Here is a 17,791-nt window from a genome sequence, read left to right on the forward strand (position 1 = left end):
CCTGTGGTTTACCGCCTAACCCGCCAGGTATTGTTCGGTCGAGGTGACGGTCGCATAGGCGAAGGCCAGCGCGGCCATATAGGCTGCCTGGACCTGCGTGGCTGGAACCTGATTGCCTTCGAATTCCTGGTCGCGTGTCGCGCAGGCATCATGGATCACCGTGGTGGCGTAGCCGAAGTCCGCACTGGCGCGGGCGGCGGCATCGATGCACATATGGCTCATGGCGCCGACCAGGGTGATCTGTTCGACGCCTGCCTTGTCGAGCTGCGCCTTCAGATCGGTGTCGCGAAACGCGTTGACCTTGTGCTTGAGCACCACGCTCTCACCCGCCTGCGGCTGCACGCTGGCATGGATCTGCGCACCGCTGGAGCCTGCGGCGAAGAAGGGCGCCCCGTCTCCCTGAAATTCATGACGCACGTGCACCACCGTATCGCCGGCAGCACGAGCGGCTGCCAGCACACGTGCGGCGTTCCGCGCTGCCGCGTCGATGCCGTGCAGCGGCCATTTGCCGTCGGCGAAGTAGTCGTTCTGGATGTCGATCAGAATCAGGGCGCGCTTGCTCATGATGTGCTCCATGGGAAGGGGATGGTTTACACCTTAGCCTGTGCGCCACCGATAGGGGAGGCGGGCGGGGCCGGTCAGCGTTGTGGCGATCTTTCAGACCGCATCTTCAGCCGCCTTGCCGGCAGGGTTCTCGCGGGTCGGCATGGCGAGTATCTCCGGCAGCACTTCGCGCGCGAATACGCCGTGCAGGCGCCACAGCTCGGCGACCGGATCGAGGTGATGATCGACGCGGATATCCCACAGCGGGTACTCCTCGCGGTCGACGATATAGATCACCGCCGAGGATTCGCCATGGCGGTCACCGCCACGGGCATCACCGGCGGACAGGGCATGGATCAGCCGTTCGACCAGCGGCCGATCCTCGCCATGGCGAAAGGCGTCGGCCACGGCGTCCAGCACCTGCGGCCCGACAAGGCGATTGCCCTGCACGGAAAACTGTTCACCGGATAGCGAACCCGCCCAAGGAATGCACTGATCACCCGTCCAGCAGACACTGTCCCCCTCGCGGTCGATCAACGCCAGCTGACGCAGTTCCATGCACGGGTCGGTATCCATCAGCCGTTTGAGTGCTGCGGGGGCTGAATGGCCCTGGCGTAACAATGCCAGCCCGTCGAGGCCCAGGTAGGGATTGACCTGCGCCTGGGTCGCCACCGCCCCAGCACCTGCGGCGGCGTGGCTGAGCAGCTTGCCGACGGCGGGCATGGCGGTAGCGGCGGCAACGCCGAACTGGCCGGTTCTGGGGCAGCGGGCAACGATGGAAAAAGTCATGGCGGCTCCTTTATGCGCATGTGCCTTAGGCCGCGGACCGGTCGCGATCGTTCCGCTTGTCGGTCGTCGCAACGCTATCGGTATTTGTTGATAAGCATTATCATTCGCTGGATTGCCGCCACGCCTCTGGCGCATCGTCACGAGCAACCCCACTTCATGGTCGACCAGCCGTCTTCACTCGAGCCTCGCCAGCCCGATCCGTCCGCGACGGAGCCGGTACAGCGCGATGCTTTCCTGCGCACCTTTCTCGCCCGTCGTGAACAGATGGAAGCGGTGTTGCGGCGGCGCGTCGGTTGCCGGGCAACTGCGGCGGATCTGGTGCAGGAGCTGTTCCTGCGTTTCTGGCGACGGCCCAGTGCGCCGCTCGAAGACATGGGCAGCTACCTGATTCGCAGCGCCCACAACCTGGCCATCGACCATTTGCGCAGCGAGGGCGCGCGCAGCCGTAACGAAGCCGGACTGCTGTCCGAGCAGCGTAATGACACCAGCGTCTCACCGGATGCCGCCCTGGAAGCGGGCAGCGATCTGCGCCGTGTGGAGGCCGCGCTGCGGGGGCTGCCGGAGCGAACCCGGCACATTTTCCTGCTCAATCGAATTCACGGTCAGACCTATGGGCAGATCGCCCGCAGCATGGCGCTTTCCCAGAGCGCCGTAGAAAAACATATGATGCGCGCCCTGGAAGCCTGCAAGGCCAGCGTCATCGACACGCCGGCCAGCCACTCACACGGAAGCGTCGCGCCATGAGCCACGAGTCATTCATACAGGAGGAGTCACTGTCGCGCATCGAACAGGACGCCTGGCTGTGGCTCGGCCGTCTGCAGGGCCAGCCGGGCGACAAGGTACAGATGGCCTTCGAGCAATGGCTGGCCGCCGCGCCCGAGCATGTCGATACCTTCGTGCGCATGCAGTCGCTCTGGCACCTGAGCCGCCCGGCTGCCCAGCGCCTGGCCGAGGAAGAGGCCGCCGCCTTGCAGCAGTACCTGCGCCCGCCGTCGAGCCGCCGCCCTTACTGGGCTTCGGCACTGGCGCTGGCCGCCTGCCTGCTGCTGGTGGTCTGGGGAGGCGGGTGGCAGCCGTTGCGCTGGGTCGATGACCTGGGCGCGGACATGGTCTCGGCACCCGGGCAGGTGCGCAGCGTGACATTGAGCGATGGCTCCACCGTGGTGCTGGATGCCGACAGCGCCATCGCCGTCGAGTACGGCGAGGGCGAGCGGCATGTCGAGCTGCGGCGTGGTGCGGCGTATTTCAGTGTGGTGCCGGGCGATATTCCCTTCACTGTGGCCGCCGCCGGTGGCGAGGCACGGGTGCTCGGCACGCGTTTCGAAGTGCGCCGGTTCGATGATGGCGCCCGGGTCTCGGTGCTACAGGGCCGGGTGGCCGTTCGTGGTGGGCCACTGGAGGCACCGCGGGTGCTCACCGCCGATCAGCAACTGAGTTTTGCCGATGGCGTCAGCGGCAAGTTGCGCAGTGTCGATGCCGAAGCGCTGACTTCCTGGTGTGACGGCCGTCTGAGCTTCTACCGTACGCCGCTGGGCGAAGTGCTCGACGAACTGCGCCGCTATCACCCGGGGCGCATCGTGCTGCTCAACGATGACCTGCGCGAGCGGCGGGTCAGTGGCAGCTTCGCCAGCCAGGATCCCCAGGCGATTCTCGATGCCCTGCAGGGCGTCGTCGGCTTCCAGCAGCACACTGTGCTGGGACGCCTGATCATCCTGCGCTGAAAATATTTTCGCTGGAGGGTGAGGTAAACCCCATCGGCATCCGTGTACTGCTTTGAATGCGACTTTTTCGCAATGAGAACCAGCACCTGGGATGATGAAAGCCATGAATCACCGCACCATGCGTCGGCAGGATGCCACCTTGAAACATGTCGGCCTGGCGGCCCTCCTGCTGAGCACGGGGATGCTGCCACTGGCACCGCCGGCGCTGGCCCAGGCCGTTGCCGATCAGGCGGCGACCTATGTGTTCGCCATACCGGCGCAGCCGCTGCCGCAGGCGCTCGATGCGTTCAGCCGAACCACCGGCCTCAACGTGGTGTATACCGACGAAGCGCCATACGCCGTGCAGGCCTCGGCACTGCAGGGGCGCATGAGCGTCGAGCAGGCGCTGGCCCGCTTGCTGGCCGGCTCCGGTTTCACCTTCGCGCGAGCGGGCGCCGGCACCGTCACGCTGCAGGCAGTGCCTGCCGATGGCGCAGTGAATCTGGGCGCCGTGAACATTCAGTCGCAACGCACCACGGCCTACAGCTATCAGCCACCCGAAACCACCTCGCTGACACGCAGCGACACGTCACTGCTGGATATTCCCCAGGCCGTCGCGGTGGTGCCGGCGCAGGTGCTGCAGGATCAGCAGCCACAGAATCTCGATGATGCCCTGGCCAACGTCAGTGGCATCACCCAGTCCAATACCTTGGGCAGCACGCTCGATGCGGTGATGAAGCGCGGTTTCGGTGACAACCGTGATGGTTCCATCCTGCGTGACGGCATGCGTACCATCCAGGGCCGCAATTTCACCGCCACCGCCGAGCGCGTCGAGGTGCTCAAGGGGCCGTCGTCGATGCTCTACGGCATTCTCGATCCGGGCGGCGTGATCAATGTGGTCAGCAAGAAACCTCAGCTGGAAAGCTACCGTGCCATCACCGGCCGGGCTTCGACCTTTGGCCATGGGAAGAACGGCAGTGGCGGCACGCTCGACCTCACCGGCCCACTGGGCGAAACCGGCCTGGCCTATCGGCTGATCGCCGATTACGACGACGCCGACTACTGGCGTAGCTTCGGCACCAATCGCGACAAGACCTTCGCGCCCTCGCTGGCCTGGTACGGCGAAGACACCACCGTCACCCTCAGCCACGAGTACCGCGAGTATTCGGTGCCTTTCGACCGGGGCACGGTGTTCGTCAATGGCAAGCCGCTCGACATTCCCAGCGAACGTCGTCTGGATGAGCCTTACAACGTCACCGAAGGTCGTTCCAACCTGAGCATCTTCGACCTCTCCCATCAGCTCAACGATGACTGGAAGGCCCATTTCGCCTATAGCTACAACCGCGATACCTATGACGATTACCAGGCGCGGGTGACCAGTGTGAATACCAGCAACGGTACGGTAGGGCGCCGTCTGGATGGCACACGTGGCGCGGTCAGCACCTCGCACTTCGCGACGTTCGACCTGGACGGCAGGGTCGTGCTGGGCGGTATGCGGCACGACCTGTTGATGGGCGTGGATCACGAGTACCGCAAGTTCTACCGCGAGGATCTGATTCGACAGACAACCACGCGCCGGCTCAATTACAACCAGCCTATCTACGGGCTCGACCCGGTGCCCACGACGGTGGTTGCCAGCGACAGCGACCAAACCGATCGAGTGGTCACTCAGTCGGCCTTCATTCAGGACTCCATCCACCTCAACGAGCAATGGATCTTCGTCGCTGGTGCCCGTTATCAGCTATATGACCAGCTTGCCGGGCGTGGGCGGCCGTTCAACAAGAACACCGACATCAACGGCCAGTTGTGGATGCCGCGTGTCGGCCTGGTCTACAAGCTCAACGACGAGCTGTCGCTCTATGGTGGCTACAGTGAATCCTTCAAGCCCAACTCGACGATTGCACCGCAAAGCGGCATCGGCTCTGTCAACGAGATGGCGCCGGAGGAGGGCAAAAGCTGGGAGCTGGGGGCCAAACTGGATATGCCCGGGCGCATCACCGGTACCCTGGCGCTGTTCGATATCGTCAAGGAGAACGTTTCGGTTCTCGATCTCGAGGGCTATCGCCGAGCGGCGGGGGAAGTCCGCTCACGGGGCGTCGAGCTGGATCTCACTGGCCAACTCACTGATCGTATCAGCCTGATCGGCACGTTCGCCTTTACCGATGCAGAGGTGACCAAAGATCCGTCGATCAAAGGCAATCAACTGCAGAACGTCGCCAGGCAAAGCGCTTCGCTGTCTGCGGTCTATGACCTTGGTGCGCTGCTCGGCGGCGATCGCCTCAGAGTGGGCACGGGGGCTCGCTATGTTGGTGATCGCCAGGGGGACTCCGACAACACCTTCACGTTGCCGTCGTATACCGTTGCCGATGCCTTCGCCAGCTATGAGACGCGCCTAGGCGAGAACAAGCTGCGCCTGCAGCTCAACGCCAAGAACCTGTTCGACAAGACCTACTACAGCTCGTCGGTGAACAGTCTCAACGTGTCCATTGGCGAGCCGCGTCAACTGCAACTCTCCAGCACCCTGGAGTTCTGAGCGCGTCCACAATCGCTTCGCCCCGAGGGCGGGGCTCCTACGCGGTGTCTGGTGTCCACGCGAACGCGTAGGAGCTGGCTTGCCGGCGATTGGCAGCCATACCGCGATCTTGCTGAATGGCCACCATCGCATCGCCCGCAAGCGGGCTCCTACGCGGTGTCTGGTATCCACACGAAAGCGTAGGAGCTGGCTTGCCGGCGATTGGTAGCCATACCGCGATCTTGCTGAATGGCCACCATCGCATCGCCCGCAAGCGGGCTCCTACGCGGTGTCTGGTATCCACGCGATGGTGTAGGAGCCGGCTTGCCGGCGATTGGTAGCCATACCGCAATTGTGCAGGATGACCACCATCGCATCGCCCGCAAGCGGGCTCCTACATGGCTCTGGCATCCACGCGAACGCGTAGGAGCCGGCTTGCCGGCGAATGGCAGCCATACCGCGATCTTGCTGAATGGCCACCATCGCATCGCCCGCAAGCGGGCTCCTAGATGGCTCTGGCATCCACGCGAACGCGTAGGAGCCGGCTTGCCGGCGATTGGTAGCCATACCGCGATTGTGCAGGATGACCACCATCGCATCGCCCGCAAGCGGGCACCTACGCGGTGTCTAGTATCCACGCGATGGCGTAGGAGCCGGCTTGCCGGCGAATGGCAGCCATACCGCGATTGTGCAGAATGGCCACCATCGCATCGCCCGCAAGCGGGCACCTACATGGCCCTGGCATCCACGCGAACGCGTAGGAGCCCGCTCGCGGGCGATTCGATCGAGGGCTTCCCCAGAAACGCAGAAGCCCGGCACTTGGCCGGGCTTCTGGTTACCGCGGGGCGATGCTTACTGCACTTCCACCGCCAGGCTTTCGGCGATCTTCTTGTTCCAGATCGCCGGGCCGGTGATGTGTACCGACTCACCGTTGCTGTCGACGGCGACGGTGACCGGCATGTCTTTCACGTCGAACTCGTAGATCGCTTCCATGCCCAGTTCGGCGAACGCCAGCACCTTGGACTTCTTGATCGCCTGAGCCACCAGGTAGGCGGCGCCGCCGACGGCCATCAGGTACACGGCCTTGTTGTCCTTGATCGCTTCGATCGCGGTCGGGCCACGCTCGGATTTGCCGATCATGCCCAGCAGGCCGGTCTGTTCGAGGATCTGACGGGTGAACTTGTCCATCCGCGTGGCGGTGGTCGGGCCGGCAGGGCCAACCACTTCGTCGCCGATCGGGTCGACCGGGCCCACGTAGTAGATGAAGCGGCCTTTCAGATCGACCGGCAGTTCTTCACCCTTGTTGAGCATCTCGACCATGCGCTTGTGCGCGGCGTCGCGACCGGTGAGCATCTTGCCGTTGAGCAGGATGGTCTCGCCCGGCTTCCAGCTCTGCACGTCTTCCGGGGTCAGGGTGTCGAGGTCGACGCGCCGCGCCGACGGACCGGCTTCCCAGACGATTTCCGGGTAGGCGGAGAGGTCCGGTGCTTCCAGCTCGGCCGGGCCGCTGCCATCGAGCACGAAGTGGGCGTGACGGGTCGCGGCGCAGTTGGGGATCATGCATACCGGCAGCGAGGCCGCGTGGGTCGGGTAATCCATGATCTTGACGTCGAGCACGGTGGTCAGGCCGCCCAGGCCCTGGGCGCCGATGCCCAGCTGGTTGACCTTCTCGAACAGCTCAAGACGCAGTTCTTCGATCTTATTCTGCGGGCCACGGGCTTGCAGTTCGTGGATGTCGATGTGCTCCATGAGCACTTCCTTGGCCATCACCGCAGCCTTTTCGGCAGTACCGCCGATGCCGATGCCGAGCATGCCGGGCGGGCACCAGCCAGCGCCCATGGTCGGGACGGTCTTGAGTACCCAGTCGACGATCGAGTCGGACGGGTTGAGCATGGCCATCTTCGACTTGTTCTCCGAGCCGCCGCCCTTGGCTGCGACATCGACCTCGACCTTGTCGCCGGGCACGATGGAGTAGTGGATCACCGCCGGGGTGTTGTCCTTGGTGTTCTTGCGGGCACCGGCCGGGTCGGCCAGGATCGAGGCGCGCAGGACGTTTTCCGGCAGGTTGTAGGCGCGGCGCACGCCTTCGTTGATCATGTCGTCGACGCCCATGGTGGCGCCATCCCAGCGCACATCCATGCCCACCTTGATGAATACGGTGACGATGCCGGTGTCCTGGCAGATCGGACGGTGGCCGGTGGCGCACATGCGCGAGTTGATCAGAATCTGCGCCATGGAATCGCGGGCGGCAGGCGACTCTTCCTTCAGGTAGGCCTCGTGCATGGCCTGAATGAAGTCGACGGGATGGTAATAGGAAATGAATTGCAGGGCGTCGGCGACGCTCTGGATCAGATCGTCTTGCTTGATCACGGTCATGCGGGGCGCTCCCTTATAGGGCAGGAACTTGGGCGCCGGAACATGGCCGGCGCGTTCTAAAAGGCGCGGCAGTATACCGCGGGGCCGACGCCTGGGACACCCGTCAGGGCCCAGCGGCGATAACGCGAAGCGTCGCTAGGCTTTTTCACGGCGCGCGGGTAGAGTGGCGGCTAGTTGCCAGTATGGGACGGAGCCCATGATCCCAAGCAACCGTCGATTGACCCAACGTACGTTACAGAATCTGCTGATCAAGCGTTTCGGCATGGCTGTGGCTACCTATCTGATGATCGCTGCGCTGGCAGGGATTGCCTATTATCACGACCTTTTCAGCGCTTCTGGCAGCTCGGTCGCAGGGCTGCTGGGTATTGCCGTCGTCAGTCAGGCGCTGTTCTTCGCCCTGTTCATGTCGGGCCGCAATCTGACTTTTCGCGACCCCAGCCTCACCGAGGCGCAGGTACTGGTAGGTCTGGGCCTGATGACCGCGATGGTCGCCATGCTCGACGAAGGGCGCGGCAGCCTGCTGCTTATCTATCCCATGTCGTTGCTGTTCGGCCTGTTCCAGCTGCCGCCGAGGGTGTTCTTTCGCTGTGCCGGTCTGGCGTTCCTGGGGTTCGTGCTCATCAACCTGTACGACGCCTACCAGATGCGCATGCGCGATCCCGGTCTGGCTACGCTGCAGGTCTGCGCGCTGGGTCTCGTGCTGTTTTGGCTGAGCCTGTTCGCCTCTTATATGCAGAGCATGCGTCAGCGCATGCGGCAGCGTCGTTTCGCGTTGCAGGCGCATCAGGAAACCCTGCGCGGGATGATGCGCCAGCTCGAAGATCTGGTGGCCACCGACGAACTCACCGGGTTGTGCAACCGCCGTCATTTCCTGCGTCTGGCCGCCCGGGAGCTGGAAGGGCTGGGAGCCAAGCGACGCCATGGGCTGGCGCTGATCGATCTCGATCACTTCAAGAACATCAATGACCGGCATGGCCACGCGGCGGGCGACCGCGTGTTGCAGGCATTTGCCGGGATTGCCACGGCCTGCCTGCGCGACGGCGACATCATCGCCCGTTACGGTGGCGAGGAGTTCGTCCTGCTGGTGCCCAATACCGATGCGGATGCCTTCCTGTCCTGCTGCGAGCGGCTGCGGGTGGCGTTCAGCGAGGCCGAGCCGATAGGTGTTAAAGTGCACAACCTCAGCCTGTCCGTGGGGATGACCCTGGTATCCATGCACGACGACCTCGATGAAGCCCTGCACCGTGCTGATCAGGCGCTGTACCAGGCCAAACGTACCGGGCGCAACCGCTGCGCCTCGACCTGGGAACAGGCGGATGCCTGACCTGCTGGTCGGCGAGCGGCGCGTGAGCGTCGATCCTGCAAGTAACCTGCTCGATTCGCTGCTCGGCGCCGGCATTGCCGTGCCCTACAGTTGCCGCGCCGGCAGTTGCCAGGCATGCCTGGTGCGCTGCCTGGCCGGCGAGCCGCTGGATGCCAAGCCCGAGGCTCTCGATCCGGCGCGTCGGGAGCAGGGGTGGCGCCTGGCGTGTCAGTGCCGAGTGATCGATGATCTGCAGATCCAGTTATTCGACCCCGGACGCGATGGCATCCCTGCACGGATCCAGGCGTGCGACTGGCTGAGCGAGCATGTGTTGCGCTTGCGCCTGTTACCGCAGCAGGCCATGCGCTACCGTGCAGGGCAGCATCTGCTGCTGTGGACGGCCGACGGTATCGCCAGGCCGTATTCGCTGGCCAGCCTGCCGCAGGAAGACAGCTTTCTCGAATTTCACGTGGATTGTCGTCAGCCGGGAGCGTTCAGCGATGCGGCCCGGCAATTCAGGGTCGGGGAGCCTTTGCGCCTGGGCACCTTGAGTGGCGGGGCGCTGCACTACGATCCGGATTGGCAGGCCCGGCCGCTCTGGCTGCTGGGTGTCGGAACCGGCCTTGCGCCGCTGTACGCCATTCTGCGCGAGGCCTTGCGCCAAGCTCATCAGGGGCCGATCCGGGTCATGCATGTGGCGCGCTCGACTCGCGAGCATTACCTGGCCGGCTCGTTGCTCGAACTGGCCGCGCGTCATCCCGCTATACAGCTCGACCTGATCGAGGCGGCAGCGCTGCCCGATGCTCTGGCGGCGCTGCGTCCTGGCTCACGGCAGACCATCGTGCTGACCTGCGGTGGCCCCGACAGCGTTGATGCCATCGCTCGACGCCTCTACCTTGCCGGGCTGCCGCGCAGCCAGCTGTTCTCCGACCTGTTTCTGCCTCACGCCTGAGCGGCTACGCAGTCCGACGCCTATCTCAGAAACCAGAAGGCCCGCGTCGAACGCGGGCCTTCTGGTGGATGCCGCTGGTGGTCAGACCAGAGCGTCACCGACATGCAGGATCTTCATGCCGTTGGTGCCACCGATGGTGTGGTAGCTGTCGCCCTTGGTCAGGATGACCCAGTCGCCTTGCTGGACGAGGCCACGCTTGAGCAGTTCATCCACTGCAGCCTGGCTGACTTCGCCTGGTGGCAGGGCCGCCGGATCGAAGGGGATGGTGTACACGCCACGGAACATCGCCGAACGCGCCTGGGTGTCGCGGTGCGGGGAGAAGGAGTAGATCGGCACCGAGGAGCGGATGCGCGACATGATCAACGGCGTGTAGCCACTTTCGGTGAGGGCGATGATCGCCTTCACGCCTGGGAAGTGGTTGGCCGTGTACATGGCTGCCAGGGCGATGCTTTCGTCGCAGCGCTCGAAGGTTTTGCCGATACGGTGGCTGGAGCTCTTGCCGGTCGGGTGACGCTCGGCGCCGAGGCAGATGCGCGCCATGGCCTGCACGGCTTCCAGCGGGTAGGCGCCGGCGGCGCTTTCTGCCGAGAGCATGACCGCATCGGTGTAGTCGAGCACGGCGTTGGCCACGTCGGACACTTCCGCACGGGTCGGCATCGGGTTCTGGATCATCGACTCCATCATCTGGGTCGCAACGATCACTGCCTTGTTGTGGCGGCGTGCGTGCAGGATGATCTTCTTCTGAATGCCCACCAGCTCGGCGTCGCCGATTTCCACGCCCAGGTCGCCACGGGCAACCATCACCACGTCGCTGGCCTTGATCAGGCCGTCCAGGGTTTCGTCGTCCGCTACAGCTTCGGCGCGTTCGATCTTGGCGACCAGCCAGGCCTTGCCGCCGGACTCGTCACGCAGTTGACGGGCATATTCCATGTCCGCCGCGTCACGCGGAAAGGAAACGGCCAGGTAGTCCAGGTCCATTTCGGCAGCGAGCTTGATGTCGGCCTTGTCCTTTTCGGTCAGGGCTGGCGCGGTCAGGCCACCGCCGCGGCGGTTGATGCCTTTGTGGTCGGACAGCGGACCACCGATCAGCACGACGCAGTTGAGGGTGTCAGCGGTGGTGGTTTCGACACGCATGACCACACGGCCATCGTCGAGCAGCAGTTCGTCACCGACGCCACAATCCTTGACCAGATCCGGGTAGTCGATACCCACGACTTCCTGGTTGCCATCGGTCAGAGGATGGCTGGTGGAAAAGGTGAAGCGATCACCGACCTTCAGCTCGATACGCTTGTTGGCGAACTTGGCGATACGGATCTTCGGCCCTTGCAGGTCGCCCAGCAGGGCGACGTGGCGACCGTGCTTGGCGGCGATGTCCCGCACCAGCTTGGCACGCGCCTTGTGATCTTCGGGCGAGCCGTGGGAGAAGTTCAGACGAGCGACATCCAGCCCTGCGAGAATCAGCTGTTCCAGCATTTCCGGTGAATTGCTGGCTGGGCCGAGGGTGGCGACGATTTTGGTGCGGCGAGCGGTCATGCGCGGACTCCTTAATTGAAGCAGACCGCGAGGCTACTACGCCGCAGCGCTGTAGTCATTGTTCCTCTGCACTACTTTTCGGCAGACAGCTTGACCACCAGCAGGTCGCAGTCCACCGATTCGAGCAGGCGCTCGGCGGTGTGGCCGATGAGAATGGTGTCCAGGCGGCCTCGGGCGATGGCACCCATCACCAGCAGGTCGATTTCGTGCTTGCGCACGAAGCGCGGCAGCATGTTTTCCGGCGCGCCTTCGAGCAGGTGGGCCGATTCCGGGGCGATGCCGTGCTGGCGGACCAGCTCGTCGAACGCCTTGTGGTGCTGCTGCGCGTCGTCGCTGACGTACTGCTGGTAGGTGGCCAGCAACTCGGTATTGTTGAGCAGCGTACGTGGCATTGGCGCATGGCAGTGCACGATGTCGGCATGCAGGCCTAGCGCGGAGGAGAGCGCCAGGCTGGTGTCGATCAGGTGATGATCGAGTGCGGCGGGCTTGTCGTCCTTGTGCAGTGGATCGACGGCGGTGCACAGGTTGCGCCCGCGCCATTCGGCGTGATGCACCAGCCATAGCGGAAACGGGCAGTGGCGCATCAACTGCCAGCAACTGTCGGTCAGCAGCAGACGGCGCAGCAGGTTGTTGTGGGCGGCGGATTTGAGCACCAGATCCGGCTGCAGCTCGGCAGCCGCTTCGAGCACCGTTTCATGCAGGCGCTTGCCCCAGCGCACTTCCTGCTGCAGCGGCAGGCCTTCGTCACGCAACGGGGTGAGCAACTCCTCCAGCCATTTTCCTCGCTGCTCGAGCAGCGCGTCGCGAGCTCTGTTCTGCAGGCTGTTCTCGAGCAGGCTGCCATCCAGCGCGGCGCTATACTCCACCAGCAGCACATGCAGCCGAGCCTGAGTGCCACGGGCCAGCCAGACCGCACGTTCGAGTGCCGGGTGACTGGGTTGGCTGGCGTCGATCACGACCAGGAGCTTTTCGAGTTTCATGGGTCGACCTCGCAGGGTAATTAGGCAGCATTGCACCCCATCGTCCGATGAGGTGCCTTGACCTGAATCAGCTTAGAAGATCGAGCCCACTTGTCCGAGCTGTGCAGCGCGATAACGCAATGCAGCATGTTACCGCTGTTCAGTTTTCCGCGGCCTCGCCGATACGCTGCTCATTGGAGGAGAAACCCATGCGTATTCTGTTGCTGCTGTGCTGTGTTCTGGTCGTTGGCGGGTGTACCCGCATGTCCCTCGATCATCATCTGAACAAGGCCTATCAGGCCTACGATCTGGGCGAGTGCGAGGATGCGCTGCTCTATCTGTCGCAGGCCGAGCGCGCGAGTCGCTCGCGCAGCTACATCCAGCCGGAAATCTCCCTGCTGCGTGGCCAGTGCCTGGAGCGGCAGAACCTGTACATCGACGCGGCGCAGACCTACCAGTTCATCATTGGCCGCTATCCCACCAGTGAATACGCGTTCCGTGCCCGAGCACGGCTGGAAACCCTGCGCCAGCTCGGTCATCATGGTTTGCCGGAGCCCGCCAAGGTATCGCCTGCTCGAGCGCTTTGACGGCCCGAATATCGACTGGGGATTGTCGTGATGCGCATAGGTATCTGCCTGCTTCTTCTACTGCCCACGCTGGCGTTCGGAGAGGTTTATCGCTGGGTGGATGAGCGCGGGCAGGTGCATTACGGGCAGCAACCTCTGGCGGCGGATGCCGACGTGGTGGACGTCCGCCCGCAGGTGGTCGAGCGCGATGCCGCTACCCGGGAGCGCGAGCAGCGCAGCGAACGTTACTTTCAGGCCCGACGCGACGAGCAGGCTCAGGCCTCTCAAGCCCGCAAGCAACTGCAGGGCGAGAGGGCGAAAGAGTGCACGACGCTGCGTAACCGGCTGGCCTCTATGCCAGAGGGACGCCGCTACTACCGACCTGGCGACGATGGCGAGCGCCGCTATTACAGTGATCAGGAGCTGGATGCGGGGCGTGATTACCTGCGCAGCCAGTTATCCGAGCGGTGTAATTGAGGGCTGGTCAGCTCGCCGCACTGCCGCCATACTCAACCGACACTCATAGCGCTTCGCCATTATGAATGCCAATCGCCATATAGAACGGCACCAGCTGCCGTACTACCTCAACGTCTTCAATGCCTTTACCGACAAACCGATCGGTCACCTGGGCAACGTCTCGCTGGATGGCCTGATGTTGATCAGCCAGTTGCCGGTATTGGTGGGCGGCTGTTTCGACATGCGCCTGAAAATCCCCGGGCCGGATGCACTGCGGCACATCGACTTCAGTGCTACCTGCCTCTGGTGCCGCGAGGATGTCACGCCTGGCGGCTTCGATTCCGGGTTCGCGCTGACTGCACCGCCAGCGGAATACGTCGAGATGGTCGAGGCCTTGCGCTACTACTTCAGTTTCCATCCCCTCGCTGCGTCGGTTTGACCAGCGGCTGAACGCTTGCAGCAATTCTCTGTCTGTTCAATACAACGCGCAGAGCCAGCACTGACTGGCATGGCTCTGGTGCCGTTATTCAGCTTTTCTTCGTGCGCGTGTAAGTCTTTGCTTACACCGTCTGTAAGCATTAGTGGCGATTGGTTGTTGGAATGTGCCGCGCCACCCTATTAACTTGTTGATATAAATGATTTTTTAATTATTTGCGAATGGCTGGCTCAGCTAGGCGCGGCTTAAAGGTGCCGTTGTGATTGATACCAGGGCCGTTAATATCTGAACCGTGCTTAGGGAAAAGCACAGGTCGTTAAGGAAAATGGCCAGGACATCGCGGGACGCGATTCATCAGGATGATGAGTTGGGAGTTTAAGGGAATAGGGACAAAAGAGTGGGCGGGTAAAACCGCCCCTTTTTTTCGCCTGCAGAAAAGTGCTCGGTCACTTACGCCGCTCTGCTGATAGCCGCGTTCTCCGAGCTCAGCGGCATTGTCGCGATGGCTGTCGCCGCAACGGTGAGCCATAAAAAATGCCGCGACCCTTTCAGGTAGCGGCATCTCTAGCGGCGGTCTGCACTGCCGAACCCCCGAAGCTTAGCGCTCCAGGTGCTGCAGCTTGTCTTTCACGCCATCCCACTCTTCGGCATCTGCCATCGCGTCTTTGCGCTCGGTGATGTTTGGCCAGACTTCCGCCAGTTCGGCGTTCAGCTCGATATATTCCTGCATGCCATCCGGTATCTCGTCTTCGGAGAAGATGGCCTGCGCCGGGCACTCAGGCTCGCAAAGCGCGCAGTCGATGCATTCATCCGGGTGGATCACCAGGAAGTTCGGGCCTTCGTAGAAGCAGTCCACCGGACAGACTTCCACGCAGTCGGTGTACTTGCACTTGATGCAGTTGTCGGTGACGACGAAGGTCATTTCTAGTTCTCTCCTCGGGCTACGGCAGCGAGCCACTCCTTGATTCAGCAGCTCTCAGGCTCGGGATTGGGGCTGTCAGACCAGGCTAAAGGCTGCAGCGCTTCCGGAGCGCGCGGGATTCTAACAGCTTGTTGACTCCGGCGTTAGACTCGCGCTTTCCATGCATATAACAGTTCGAGCGCCTTGCGTGGGCTGAGATCGTCGGGATTGACCTTCTGCAGCTCTTCCAGCACGGGATGCGGCAGGCTGGAGAACAGATCGCTCTGCATCGGCGCGGCGCTTTGTCCCATGCCTTTGGTCGGCAGATCGTGGGGCAGGCTGGTGGTTTCCAGGCGTGCCAGATGCTCGCGGGCACGCAGGATCACGGTGTCCGGCACCCCTGCCAGTTGCGCGACCGCCAGACCGTAGCTCTGGCTGGCCGGGCCAGGCAGCACGTGGTGCAGGAAGACGATGCGTTCGTTGTGCTCGGTGGCATTGAGGTGCACGTTGGCGACCACCGGCTGGCTTTCCGGCAGGACGGTCAGCTCGAAATAGTGGGTGGCGAACAGCGTGTAGGCCCGCAGGTTGGCCAACTGCTCGGCAGCTGCCCAGGCCAGCGACAGGCCATCGAAGGTGCTGGTACCGCGGCCCACTTCGTCCATCAACACCAGGCTGCGTTCGCTGGCGTTGTGCAGGATGTTGGCGGTCTCGCTCATTTCCACCATGAAGGTCGAACGCCCGCCGGCCAAGTCATCGCTGGAGCCGATCCGGGTGAAGATACGGTCGACCATCGACAGTTCGCAACGCGCGGCTGGTACGAAGCTGCCGATATGGGCGAGCAGCACGATCAGCGCGGTCTGGCGCATGTAGGTGGACTTACCGCCCATGTTCGGGCCGGTGATGATCAGCATCCGTGTGGCATCATCGAGTTTCAGGTCGTTGGCCACGAACGGTGTGGTCAGAACCTGCTCCACCACCGGGTGGCGGCCTTGCTCGATCAACATGCACGGCTCTTCGACGAAGCGCGGGCGGTTGAGATCCAGATTCAGTGCGCGTTCGGCCAGGTTGCTCAGCACGTCCAGCTCTGCCAGTGCCGCAGCGCTGTCCTGCAGCGGGCCCAGGTGGCCGATCAGGCGCTCCAGGAGTTCCTCGTAGAGCTGCTTCTCGCGAGCCAGAGCTCGGCTCTTGGCGGACAGCGCCTTGTCCTCGAACTCCTTGAGCTCCGGGGTGATGAAGCGCTCGGCGCCCTTGAGGGTCTGGCGGCGGATGTAGTCGGCCGGTGCCGACTCTGCCTGTTTGCTCGGCAGTTCGATGAAGTAGCCGTGCACGCGGTTGTAGCCGACCTTGAGGTTGGCCAGGCCGGTACGGGCTTTCTCCCGGGCTTCCAGATCCATCAGGTACTGGCCGGCGTTCTCGCTCAGCGACTGCAGGTCATCGAGTTCGGTGTCGTAGCCGGTTTTCAGCACGCCGCCATCACGGATCACCGCCGGCGGATTGTCGATGATCGCCCGCGACAGCAGCTCGGCCAGCTCCGGGTAGGTGCTGATGGTGGTTGCCAGGGTCGCCAGGTGCGCGCAATCCAGTTGAGTCATTGCCGCCTGCAACTGCGGTAATGCACCCAGGGCGTCGCGCAGGCGAGCCAGGTCACGGGGGCGGGCGTTGCGCAGGCCGATACGGGCCAGAATGCGCTCCAGATCACCGATTTCCTTGAGCTGCGGCTGCAGGGATTCGAAGCGATAGCGGTCCAGCAGGCAGGCGATCGACTCCTGGCGTGCTTCGAGCACGGCGCGGTCGCGCAGCGGACGATTCAGCCAGCGACCGAGCAGGCGGCTGCCCATGGCGGTCTGGCTGCGATCGACGACGGACTGCAGGGTATTGTCGCGGCCGCCGGCCAGGTTGATGTCCAGTTCCAGGTTGCGGCGGCTGGCACCGTCGAGAATCACCGTGTCGTCGATGCGCTCATGACGCAGGCTGCGCAAGTGCGGCAGGGCGGTGCGTTGCGTCTCCTTGGCATAAGCCAGCAGACAGCCGGCCGCACCGATGGCCAGGGTCAGCGTCTCGCAGCCGAAGCCCTTGAGATCCTGAGTGCCGAACTGTTGGCACAGGCTCTTCTGAGCGCTGTCACGCTCGAAATCCCAGGGTGCACGGCGACGCGATCCGCGGCGTTTCTCGGCCGGCAAGCCTTGCGGCCAGTCATCGGGGATCAGCAGCTCGGCAGGGTTGAGGCGCTCGAGTTCGGCCAGCAGGTTTTCCCAGCCGCGGATTTCCATCACGCTGAAGCGCCCGCTGGTGATGTCCAGCACGGCCAGGCCGAACAGGCGCTCGTCACCGAGCACGGCGGCCAGCAGGTTGTCACGGTGCTCGTCTAGCAATGCCTCGTCGCTGACGGTGCCTGGGGTGATGATGCGCACCACCTGGCGTTCCACCGGGCCCTTGCTGGTGGCCGGATCACCGATCTGCTCGCAGATGACCACCGACTCACCCAGCTTGACCAGCTTGGCCAGGTAGCCCTCGGCGGCGTGGTAAGGAATGCCGCACATCGGTATCGCCTGGCCGGCGGACTGGCCGCGGGCGGTCAGGGTGATGTCGAGAAGCTTGGCGGCTTTCTTCGCGTCTTCGTAGAAGATTTCGTAGAAATCGCCCATGCGATAGAACATCAGCTGATCAGGGTGCTGGTTCTTCAGTCTCCAGTACTGCTGCATCATCGGGGTGTGGCTGGAGAGGTCGGAATTGCTGGGGTTAGCTGCTGGCTGTCTATTTGACAT

General features: G+C 63.3%; 15 protein-coding genes. 8 read left to right on the plus strand and 7 right to left on the minus strand.

The window, feature by feature from the left end; translation table 11 throughout:
* Positions 1–15: 15 nt before the first annotated feature.
* Both ACT9T4_RS01210 and ACT9T4_RS01215 read right to left on the minus strand, forming a co-directional pair.
* The gene (locus ACT9T4_RS01210; protein WP_042554537.1) at positions 16–564 is read right to left on the minus strand and encodes a cysteine hydrolase family protein; all 549 of its coding nucleotides are present in this window, start codon (positions 562–564) and stop codon (positions 16–18) included.
* 93 nt (positions 565–657) lie between these two features.
* Positions 658–1,332, minus strand: coding sequence for a DUF1028 domain-containing protein (locus ACT9T4_RS01215; RefSeq protein WP_042554538.1), 675 nt, complete (start codon positions 1,330–1,332; stop codon positions 658–660).
* A gap of 156 nt (positions 1,333–1,488) precedes the next feature.
* Here ACT9T4_RS01215 and ACT9T4_RS01220 point away from each other — a divergent pair, with 156 nt between their 5' ends.
* The 3 genes from ACT9T4_RS01220 to ACT9T4_RS01230 all read left to right on the plus strand — a co-directional run bounded on the left by ACT9T4_RS01220 (position 1,489) and on the right by ACT9T4_RS01230 (position 5,565).
* Positions 1,489–2,076 (plus strand): RNA polymerase sigma factor, encoded by a 588-nt coding sequence (locus ACT9T4_RS01220; RefSeq protein WP_042554539.1) that lies wholly within the window; start codon positions 1,489–1,491, stop codon positions 2,074–2,076.
* Positions 2,073–3,053 (plus strand): FecR family protein, encoded by a 981-nt coding sequence (locus tag ACT9T4_RS01225; protein ID WP_042554540.1) that lies wholly within the window; start codon positions 2,073–2,075, stop codon positions 3,051–3,053. The genes ACT9T4_RS01220 and ACT9T4_RS01225 overlap by 4 nt, the downstream gene beginning before the upstream one ends.
* A gap of 103 nt (positions 3,054–3,156) precedes the next feature.
* Positions 3,157–5,565: a TonB-dependent siderophore receptor gene (locus tag ACT9T4_RS01230; protein ID WP_499115078.1), complete on the plus strand. Its 2,409-nt coding sequence runs from the start codon at positions 3,157–3,159 to the stop codon at positions 5,563–5,565.
* A gap of 831 nt (positions 5,566–6,396) precedes the next feature.
* Here ACT9T4_RS01230 and ACT9T4_RS01235 read toward each other — a convergent pair.
* Positions 6,397–7,920, minus strand: coding sequence for a fumarate hydratase (locus ACT9T4_RS01235; RefSeq protein ID WP_042552060.1), 1,524 nt, complete (start codon positions 7,918–7,920; stop codon positions 6,397–6,399).
* 196 nt (positions 7,921–8,116) lie between these two features.
* Here ACT9T4_RS01235 and ACT9T4_RS01240 point away from each other — a divergent pair, with 196 nt between their 5' ends.
* Positions 8,117–9,244, plus strand: a complete 1,128-nt coding sequence (locus tag ACT9T4_RS01240) for a GGDEF domain-containing protein (protein WP_499115079.1) — start codon at positions 8,117–8,119, stop codon at positions 9,242–9,244.
* Positions 9,237–10,175 (plus strand): iron-sulfur-binding ferredoxin reductase, encoded by a 939-nt coding sequence (locus ACT9T4_RS01245; RefSeq protein ID WP_499115080.1) that lies wholly within the window; start codon positions 9,237–9,239, stop codon positions 10,173–10,175. Before ACT9T4_RS01240 ends, ACT9T4_RS01245 begins: the two co-directional genes overlap by 8 nt.
* Before the next feature lie 81 nt (positions 10,176–10,256).
* Here ACT9T4_RS01245 and pyk read toward each other — a convergent pair whose 3' ends face one another.
* Both pyk and ACT9T4_RS01255 read right to left on the minus strand, forming a co-directional pair.
* Positions 10,257–11,708, minus strand: a complete 1,452-nt coding sequence (pyk, locus tag ACT9T4_RS01250) for a pyruvate kinase (RefSeq protein ID WP_042552057.1) — start codon at positions 11,706–11,708, stop codon at positions 10,257–10,259.
* Between the two features lie 71 nt (positions 11,709–11,779).
* Positions 11,780–12,688 (minus strand): universal stress protein, encoded by a 909-nt coding sequence (locus ACT9T4_RS01255; protein WP_179538823.1) that lies wholly within the window; start codon positions 12,686–12,688, stop codon positions 11,780–11,782.
* 188 nt (positions 12,689–12,876) lie between these two features.
* Between ACT9T4_RS01255 and ACT9T4_RS01260 the strand changes: the two genes are divergently transcribed.
* From ACT9T4_RS01260 to ACT9T4_RS01270, 3 genes are all read left to right on the plus strand, one after another.
* Positions 12,877–13,254, plus strand: a complete 378-nt coding sequence (locus ACT9T4_RS01260; protein WP_042552055.1) for a tetratricopeptide repeat protein — start codon at positions 12,877–12,879, stop codon at positions 13,252–13,254.
* Between the two features lie 30 nt (positions 13,255–13,284).
* On the plus strand, positions 13,285–13,710 hold the full coding sequence (locus ACT9T4_RS01265; protein WP_042552054.1) for a DUF4124 domain-containing protein: 426 nt from the start codon (positions 13,285–13,287) through the stop codon (positions 13,708–13,710).
* 61 nt (positions 13,711–13,771) lie between these two features.
* Positions 13,772–14,128 (plus strand): PilZ domain-containing protein, encoded by a 357-nt coding sequence (locus ACT9T4_RS01270; RefSeq protein ID WP_042552053.1) that lies wholly within the window; start codon positions 13,772–13,774, stop codon positions 14,126–14,128.
* A 595-nt stretch (positions 14,129–14,723) separates the two neighbouring features.
* Here ACT9T4_RS01270 and fdxA read toward each other — a convergent pair.
* Both fdxA and mutS read right to left on the minus strand, forming a co-directional pair.
* Positions 14,724–15,047 carry a ferredoxin FdxA gene (gene fdxA, locus ACT9T4_RS01275; RefSeq protein ID WP_042552052.1) on the minus strand — a complete coding sequence of 108 codons (324 nt, stop codon included), beginning with the start codon at positions 15,045–15,047 and terminating at the stop codon, positions 14,724–14,726.
* Positions 15,048–15,190: 143 nt separating this feature from the next.
* Positions 15,191–17,791 (minus strand): DNA mismatch repair protein MutS, encoded by a 2,601-nt coding sequence (mutS, locus tag ACT9T4_RS01280; protein ID WP_499115081.1) that lies wholly within the window; start codon positions 17,789–17,791, stop codon positions 15,191–15,193.

The organism is Pseudomonas sp. SZ40 (assembly GCF_052958135.1).